Below are 8,165 nucleotides of genomic sequence, written 5' to 3'. Positions count from 1 at the left end.
AAACCCCCACACACCACAGACCCGCCCGCACGGCCAAACCCCGCGCGGGCCTCGCCGCGTCCACACCACGCCGCTAAACCGCGCATGGGCCAAGCCGCCCCGTCAGGCCCGTGCGGATCGAAACCCGCGAACACGCGCAACCCGCCGGACCGAGCCCGGCCGACACGCCCCGCGAGAGGGGAGGGGGCTTACGCTAGCTCAAGCTTGCGCGGACACGATCAGTCCGGAAGCGCCGCGCCCTGGATCGCGTCGGCTTCGCCTCGCGAGGACGAGGCGGAGGCTGTGATTGGGAATCGCTTCGGTTTCGGTCGAGCGGCCAAATGCGGAGATTGATGCTGGAGGCCGCTGGACAGATCGCTGGGCGGCCAAGCGTGCTCCCATCAGCCAAGACCCATACACGTCAGCCGCTGCCGGACTGGTCCGGCGGTCAAGCGTGGACGGGCGCGCGCGACCTTGCCGAAAGCATGAAGTCGGCTGCGTCACGCGCCGAAGCGAAGCTGCCTCGCTGTCTCCGCCTGCGCATCCAGGATGCGAAGGATGTCGTCCGCCGGTTGCGGGCGGCCGAGATGGTAGCCCTGCATGAACGGGCAGCCCATGGCCTGAAGCGTGCTCAGGTCGTCCGCCGTCTCGACGCCCTCGGCAATGACTTCGAGGCCGAGGGCGCGACCCAGGCCGAGCACCGCCTGAACCAACCCACGCTTGTCCTCCGCCTCGGATAGTCCCGTCACGAGGCTGCGGTCGATCTTGACCCGATCGGCCCGCAACTGACGCAGGGAGGCGAGCGACGAGTAGCCGGTTCCGAAATCGTCGAGCGCCATGCGGATGCCGGCCCGCGACAGGGCCAGCAGCTTGCCCTGCACCGCCTCGATGTCGAGGGCGGTTTCCTCGGTGATCTCGATTTCCAGCCGCGTCGTCGGCACGCCGAGGGCACGTAGCCGCTCAAGCACGATCTCATCGACCGCGATCTGCGCCATTTCCCGGGGCGAGACGTTCATCGCCACGGACAGGTCGGACATGCCCCGTTCCCGCAGGGTGCACAGCATGGCGCAGACCTGCTCCAGGATGAAGCGCAGCAGCGACTCCGTCAGGCCGGCCATGGCGGCGGCGGCGATCAGATCCGCGGGCGGCACCCAGCCGTGAACCGGATGGTGCCAGCGCACCAGCGCCTCCAGGCTCGTCACGCTGCGACCGCCCCGGCCGAAGATCGGCTGGAACCAGACCTGCAGCGCGTTCTCGGCCAAGGCCTGCGACAGGCAGCGCTCGCAGTCGCGCCGCATCTCCAGGCGCCGGCTCAAGACCTCGTCGAACAGGTGGAAGCGGTTTCGGCCGGAATGTTTGGCCGCGTAGAGCGCTTCGTCGGCGCAGCTCAGGAGATGGGTCAGGCTGTCGACCGTCACATCGCAGATGCCGATGCTCACGCCGACCCGACCGGCATCGAAGGATTCGAACGGCTCGGCCACGGTCCGGATCAGGCGATCGGCAAGCGCGGCCGGATTCTCGACCGTGTGCAGGGTGTCGTAGACGATCGCGAACTCGTCGCCGCCCAGGCGCGCGGCGTCGCATGTGATCGGCAGGGCGGCCCGGATGCGCCGGGCGACCTCCCGGAGGACGCGGTCGCCGGTGCCGTGGCCGTAGACGTCGTTCACCGACTTGAAGCCGTCGAGGTCCAGCATCATCAGGCAGACTGCTTCGCCCTGCGCCCGCCGCTCCTCGAGCCGCTGGACGAAACCGGCCCGGTTCAGGAGCCCGGTGAGGCCGTCATGCATCGCCCGCCCGCGCATCTCCTCGGCCAGGGCGCTGGCGCTGGCATGGGCCGCCCGGCGCGCCTCCGCGAGCGCGGTCGCCTCGTTCTTCAGGCGGCTCGTCTCGCGGAAACCGCGCTCGGTCGCGATGCTGCTGCGGACCAGCGCGACGAAGTACAGCAGCACGGTCGCCGCGAGGCAGATCCGGTCGAAGCCGCCGGCGGCCAGAAGGCAGACCGCGACCGAGAAGAGCGGCGGCGCGACGAAGCAGATCGGGATACGAGCGTAGGCGATGCCGTGCATCACCGCCCCCGCCGTGATGCCGCAGGTGACGGTGAGGTAGAACAGGGTCTGCTCGGAGGTGTAGCCCGCGCACAGGATCGGCAGGAAGGCCCAGACGGAGCCGGAGAGCAGCCCGGCGAGGCAGGCCAGCCGCAGGTGCCGATCGATCGAGCGGGCGGCAGCCTCGGAGGACGGTGCCTCGTCCGGCGCCATCGCCAAGCCCGGACAGGGGGTGCGGCACAGCCACAGCCGCAGGAGATTGACGAGGGTCGAGGCCGCGAACCACGCGGCGCCCAGCGCCCCATGGCCGGAATGGACCGCCACCAGGAAGCTCGCGAGACCGAGCAGCATGTTGATCGGCAAGGCCTGCCGCAGGCTCGCGCGCACCGCATCGAGCTGATCGCGACGGATCAGCCTGTCGAGATGGGGCCCGGCGCTTGGGAGGGGGCGCATGGGGGCGAGCCTGAATCAGACGCCTCGGAGGTGAAGCACAGTGGCCTTACCGGCAAAGACGTAACAGATGGTTGAAATCAGTTGCCTCAGACCCTCCCTGGCGCACAATGCGGCCGTCGACCGATGCGTCGTATCGAGCTCTTGTTTGTCGTCATCGACCGACGACTTGAGCGCATCGGCTTCATTCTCAGGTTATCAGGGACAAGAACCTCGGCTGGAAGTGCCCGAGGTCGATGCGACTTGCCGCCCGCGCCGCATGTGGCCGCCCGCGTCGCGTGCCGCCGGCCGCGGGCACGGATCAGGCCTTCTTGCGCAGCGGTCGCACGAAGCTACCCGCCTGCGCCGCGAAACCGGTCGCATTGCAGAATTCCGGCAGGCCGTTGCCCTCGACGGGCGCGAGAAGCTGGAGCTCCCCGCACCCCGCCATGCGCGCCGCCTGCGAGGCGGCCTTCAGCAACTGGCGGCCGATGCCGCGGCGGCGCGCATCGGGGCCGACCAGCAGCAGCGTGATCTGCGCAACGGGAGAGGCCTGCTCCAGCACCGGGTACCAGTGCAGCACCACGATCCCGCTCGGCGGTCCCCATTCCAGCGCGAGCAGCGCCGTGCCGTGCGCGTAGCGGAGACGTTCGAGCTGCTCGGCCAAGACGTGAGAGGCAACCGCGTGGCCGGCGTCGCGCATCAGCTCGGCCAGCCCCGGCGCGTCGACCGGTGCCGCGGATCGGATCTCCAGGCCGTAGCGGTTACCCAACCCTGTCTCCGTTCGATGCCCGTGCCGAGGCAGCGATATCGCGTCCAGGCATCCGACGAGAATGGCGGCGTCAGGCTAGACACCCGAGCTACGATCGCCGACCTCGCGGAGCGGAAAGCGGCCTCGGACCCTACGCCCGCAGGACTTTCCGGCGGCGAGATCGCAGAGGTTCAGATCCCACCGAACCAAAGCGACGGGCAGGCAATCGAACCATTCGGACAAAAAATAAGCCCCTTCGAGGGGCTTATGGTGCCGGTGGCGCTCCCAAGGGGAATCGAACCCCTGTTTTCGCCGTGAGAGGGCGATATACGACGCATTTAGGCACTCTCTGATACAGATGGAAACGCTAAGAAACACAGTATCTTGTACCATTTAAGCTCATTGTGTGTCAGCTCGTTTCCTGGCAATCATAGCAACGATTTTGGCAACGAATCTGGTGCGACATGCCGAGGCAGCGCCGAAGCGGCTTTTCCAGCCGATCCAGCAGAGAGAAGCTGTGCGCATCCGACGCACCCGAGTGGGAGCTTCTGAGCCCCGGCATCCGCCTTGGCTACCGGGCAGGCCGCGGCACGAGAGGGCAGGGCGGTGCGTGGCTGGCGGCCTCGCGCACGGCGGCAGGCAAGCGTGTGCAGATCCGGCTCGGCAGAGCCGATGACGTTTTGTCCGCGGATGGTGAAGCGATTCTCACCCATGAGCAGGCGAAAGAAGCCGCGCGGGCTTGGGTAAAATCTCTGCGATCGGCGCCGGATGCGCAGCCCGCCCTGACAGTCGGCGACGCGCTAGACCGTTATCTTGAGGCGCGCGAGGCCGAGGGCATGAAGTCGGGCTATGACGCCCGCTCGCGCGCCAAGGCCCACATACTGCCGAACCTCGGATCCCTACGCGTCGCCGACCTGACGCTCGACAGGCTCCGGCGCTGGCGTGACGCGATGGTGAAAGCGCCGAAGCTGCTGCGCACGTCCCGCTTGGCGACAAAGCGGAACACCCGGGCCGTCGACATTTCGGACGAGGAAGCGCTGCGCCGCCGGCGCGACACGGCCAACCGGACCCTGACCCTGTTGAAGGCAGCGCTGAACTGGGCGCACCGCAACCAACTCGTCGAGCACGACAGCGCGTGGCGGCTGCTGCAGCCGTTCCACAACACCGGGGCGGCCCGCGTCCGATTCCTCGACGCCGCGGAGCAGCAGCGCCTGCTGAACGCCTCGGAAGGGGCGTTGCGGGATCTGATTGCCGCGGCGCTGATGACGGGCGCCAGGTTTGGCGAACTAGCGCGCCTGACGGTTCGTGACTTCGACCGAACCAACGGCACCGTGTTCATCGAGCGCAGCAAGAACGGCAGGGCCCGGCACGTGCCGCTCACCGCCGGCGGCGCGGCGCTGTTCGAGCGGCTGGCCGCCGGACGCGCCTCGTTGGATCCGCTGCTACGGCGTGACGACGGCGACCCGTGGAAGCCGGCGCAGTACCAGCGCACGTTCAAGGCGGCCTTGGAACGGGCCAAGCTGGAGAGCATCAGCCTGCATGAACTCCGGCACTCCTACGCCAGCGCCATGGTCCGGAACGGCGCGCCGCTGATCGTCGTCGCTGAGGCGCTCGGCCACTCCGGCACCCGCATGGCCGAAAAGCACTATGCGCACCTCGCGCCGAGCTTCGTCGCCGACACGATCCGCCGGACAGCACCCGACTTGGAGGTGGCGGCTTCGACCGTCGTGCTGCTGGCACGGCCGGCGGCTGCGCGGGCGGGAGCCTGAGATGCGCCGGTTTCTAGCCGCGCTGGCGCTGTTCGGCTGCCTCGCCGCGACGCCCTGCAAAGCCGATGGCGCGAACGCCGCCAGCTTCGGCCTGACGTCCTGCGCCGATGCCGCACCGCTATTCGATCAGCCGGCCTACCGATCCGCCTTTTTCACCTGGACGCTCGGCTTCGCCACCGGCGTCAATAACGTGCTCGTCGTGCGTGATCGGCAATTCCGCGACCTGTCCGGCTCGAACGCCGACCTGGTGGTGGGATCCTTGCGCGCGTTCTGCACGCAGCACCCGAAGGCGTTTTTGATCCAGGGGGCGGAGCGCTTCCACGCCGGCCTTCCGCTGCGCACCTGGACAGCGCCACGATAATCGCTCGGTTGAGGGTGAATTATCCGTCTAATCTGGTCTCAGTGCTCAGCACCAGGACGGTTTGCGCGAAATTATGCACCTAAACAGCTCAAGCGAATGCTACTCGAAATATATCGCGCCAAAATAAATTTTCGTTCGCGGCAAGTTTTTCTAGATACGCATTGTGCGCATGGCTCACGCCCCTGACGCGGCTCGATATGCCTCTAGAGCTTGCATGATATCGGCAATGAGGGCTGGCAGCGCATTATGGTGCGTTGCACGCAGTGATTATCGCACTGCACAAACTCATGGTTCAATCGCTCATCGGTCACCGCCCGGGACCGATGAAACCGGAGATGATTCATGCGCACGATGCGGCTTCTCACCCTTACCGTTCTTGCCACTGTCACCGTGGCGGGCTCCGCCATCGCCGATGAGACCGTCAACGTGACTCCGCCGCTCTTCCGTGAGCAGGCCCGCGCAACAGCGTCAGTCCGCCCGGCCTCCGAACTGACGACCACGCCTCATGTCACGGTTGCGGCTCCCGCCACCCGCAAGGTTGTGGCTGACGCTGCAGCGGTTTCCGCTCGCTAAATCATCAGCGATGGGGCCATCTGCGCCGGATGGCCCCCGCTTCCGCTCGCGACCACCAGCCCTTTAGGATCTGACCCGCGAGTTCGCTCAATCATCTGTCCCTGATCCAGCCGACCGCTTTAGGCTGGGATCATTCGCTTTCGAGGTGTGGTTGCCGTCCTGCCGCGTCCGGCGGCTAGAAGCTCTTGTGTGTTCAACCCCCTCTTGGCCACTCTACTGCTCGCGATGGAATCGCAGCAGGTCATCGAATTGCGTTTAGTACGGCTCGCTTGGGGCGGTCAGGAATCCTGGGCTGAGATGAACTCGATGGTTTTCGAGAAGATCGCGGCCGCGACCGAAGCGACAGCTACGCTGTTGACGGGCGGCACGCCCGACGACGTGGTGGCTCGTTACCGAGAGCACGTAGCCGCAAACGCCCAACGTCTTAGAGCCTAGCTCCATCCCAGATCTGGCTACCACGCCGGTGGCAATTGCCTGGGTCGCTGCGACAGACTCAGTGCGCGGTGCGGGCCCGGGCGGTGCGCGCTGCTTGCCATGCGGCTTTGAGCGCCACGGACATGGCGACAGCCCAGGTCGAGCCGTAGGTGAGCTGATGGGCCTTCGCGGCGGCAGCCGCGGCGGTCATGATGCCGGCCCGGTCGAAGCTGCCGTCAGCTTTCACGAGGGCGACCTTGCCAAACCGCGCCATGCCTTCGACGCGACCGCGGGCGCCAAGGAAGCCCGCCGGAACCTGCACACGGTCGTTCCGCATGTCGGAGAGGGCGGTCGACCATGAGAGGGAGCGGCGGGCGGACATAGACTTTTCGCCTCAACTTCGATACTTTTAGGATCATATGAGGCGTATCAGGCGCCGTCAATGCCGTTGGCATCAAAAGGGATGCTAAAAGTATCGATGACACGCTCTCAGCTCCGAGCCGCGCGCGCCCTGCTAGGCTGGTCTCAGGATCGGCTGAGCGACGCTTCCGGCGTCTCCCTCCCAACGATCAAGCGCCTTGAGCCCGGCGAGGGCTCCCTGCAGACGCGGGTCGACACGCTCAACAAGCTGCAGGCGGCTTTGGAGGCCGCCGGCGTGCTCTTCATCGCTGAGAACGGCGAGGGGCCCGGCGTGCGCTTGAGGAAGACGTCCGCCTAAATGGAGCCCGACATCATCGAGGGAGTAGGCCATGGCCGTGCCTGACCACGAACTTGAGTTCTCTCCCCTATCTGGCCGAGTGACTCGTGACGGCGTGACGGTGCAGGTCCACATCTACCGCTTCGCAGGCACTGACGAAGAGTGGACTCTGGAGGTCGTCGACCACGAGGATGGCTCGACCGTCTGGGAAGGATCCTTCGAGACCGACGTCGAGGCCTACGAGGCTTTCGAGCAGTGCATCCGAGAGAACGGCATCAGGACGTTCACGGAGGACGCGCCGACGCAGCATTGATGGCGGGTTCGGGCGTGAGCGAGGCGTGAAAGCAGCGGGCCGGCTGTGAGGGGCAGTAGGCCGACCCGCTGGCCGCCGAGATAAGATCGGGACAGTTCAGCGGCATCGCCTCATGCGCTCCAGCGCGCCACCGCTCAAGTTGCTGTCACGCTACCTAACTAACATTTGATCCAGGGGCGACCGAGCCTTCCGCTCGCATGCGAAGGCTGGAAACAGCGGGTCAGTATGGGGGGCAACACCGACCCGCTGGCCGTCTGCCGTGGATCTGAGGATCCTTCGGCGTGACGACAGCATGTCGTGCTCGACGCGCCTGAACCGCTCAAGCACCGCTTTCGACTTATCCCGATCAACGCTGGGGATAGGCCGGGCTTGAGTGGAGCCCGAAAGCAGCGGGCCGGTCCTCTGAGCCCCCTCAGGCACCGACCCGCCGGACGCTGCCCCAGGCTTTATCCCACCGGGATGGCCTGCGACTTCTCGCTTTGCTCGAAATTCCAGCGAAGCACAAACGAAGATTGGCGAACAGCTCTTCTTTCCCGAGCCGGCCGGGCCAGCCGCGCATCCCCACCATCAGGACCATCACCATGACCCGTGTGCTTCTGCTCGCGGCGCTGGCGCTCGCCTGTGTCGCGTCTTCGGCGTCGCGTTGGGAGACGCCGGAGGAGGTGGTGCGGGCGCCGTGCATAGAGCGTGGGCTGCCGTCGAATTGAGAACGCAGTCACCACCCCTGGCCATCGCAATCAGAGTTGCGTACAATCAATCATTGTTGACAAGCACTCCTGGGCGTCAATGACTGAGAGAGGCTAGCGCTCTTGCCTGAAAAGCTGGAGCAAACAC

9 protein-coding genes and 1 tRNA gene are annotated in these 8,165 nt (G+C 66.3%); 6 read left to right on the top strand and 4 right to left on the bottom strand.

Going from position 1 to position 8,165, the window contains the following annotated elements; translation table 11 throughout:
- Nucleotides 1-479 precede the first annotated feature (479 nt).
- The 3 genes from BY998_RS23670 to BY998_RS24590 all read right to left on the bottom strand — a co-directional run bounded on the left by BY998_RS23670 (nt 480) and on the right by BY998_RS24590 (nt 3,597).
- Complete coding sequence (locus BY998_RS23670; RefSeq protein ID WP_110354134.1) at nt 480-2,477, bottom strand: EAL domain-containing protein; 1,998 nt, start codon at nt 2,475-2,477, stop codon at nt 480-482.
- 298 nt (nt 2,478-2,775) lie between these two features.
- Entirely contained in the window at nt 2,776-3,225 is a 450-nt protein-coding gene (locus tag BY998_RS23665; protein ID WP_110354133.1) for a GNAT family N-acetyltransferase, read from the bottom strand.
- A gap of 256 nt (nt 3,226-3,481) precedes the next feature.
- A tRNA-Glu gene (locus BY998_RS24590) sits at nt 3,482-3,597 on the bottom strand.
- Nucleotides 3,598-3,668: 71 nt separating this feature from the next.
- On the opposite strand from BY998_RS24590, the gene BY998_RS23660 reads away from it, so the two are divergent.
- The 4 genes from BY998_RS23660 to BY998_RS23645 all read left to right on the top strand — a co-directional run bounded on the left by BY998_RS23660 (nt 3,669) and on the right by BY998_RS23645 (nt 6,342).
- On the top strand, nt 3,669-4,973 hold the full coding sequence (locus tag BY998_RS23660; protein WP_110354132.1) for a site-specific integrase: 1,305 nt from the start codon (nt 3,669-3,671) through the stop codon (nt 4,971-4,973).
- A gap of 1 nt (nt 4,974) precedes the next feature.
- Entirely contained in the window at nt 4,975-5,334 is a 360-nt protein-coding gene (locus BY998_RS23655; protein WP_110354131.1) for a hypothetical protein, read from the top strand.
- A 342-nt stretch (nt 5,335-5,676) separates the two neighbouring features.
- A complete protein-coding gene (locus BY998_RS24955; RefSeq protein WP_110354130.1) occupies nt 5,677-5,907 on the top strand; it encodes a hypothetical protein in 231 nt (76 codons plus the stop codon).
- Nucleotides 5,908-6,096: 189 nt separating this feature from the next.
- Nucleotides 6,097-6,342: a hypothetical protein gene (locus BY998_RS23645; RefSeq protein ID WP_110354129.1), complete on the top strand. Its 246-nt coding sequence runs from the start codon at nt 6,097-6,099 to the stop codon at nt 6,340-6,342.
- A gap of 58 nt (nt 6,343-6,400) precedes the next feature.
- On the opposite strand, the gene BY998_RS23640 is transcribed toward BY998_RS23645, so the two are convergent.
- Entirely contained in the window at nt 6,401-6,703 is a 303-nt protein-coding gene (locus BY998_RS23640; RefSeq protein WP_110354128.1) for a hypothetical protein, read from the bottom strand.
- A 96-nt stretch (nt 6,704-6,799) separates the two neighbouring features.
- On the opposite strand from BY998_RS23640, the gene BY998_RS23635 reads away from it, so the two are divergent.
- Both BY998_RS23635 and BY998_RS23630 read left to right on the top strand, forming a co-directional pair.
- On the top strand, nt 6,800-7,039 hold the full coding sequence (locus BY998_RS23635) for a helix-turn-helix domain-containing protein (protein WP_110354127.1): 240 nt from the start codon (nt 6,800-6,802) through the stop codon (nt 7,037-7,039).
- Nucleotides 7,040-7,070: 31 nt separating this feature from the next.
- A complete protein-coding gene (locus tag BY998_RS23630; protein WP_110354126.1) occupies nt 7,071-7,331 on the top strand; it encodes a hypothetical protein in 261 nt (86 codons plus the stop codon).
- Nucleotides 7,332-8,165 lie beyond the last annotated feature (834 nt).

Origin of the sequence: Methylobacterium sp. B4, assembly GCF_003201865.1 — a bacterium.
Lineage (GTDB): Bacteria > Pseudomonadota > Alphaproteobacteria > Rhizobiales > Beijerinckiaceae > Methylobacterium.
The sequence above is the reverse complement of the archived record's forward strand: the minus strand, read 5'-3'. Positions and strand labels throughout refer to the sequence as shown.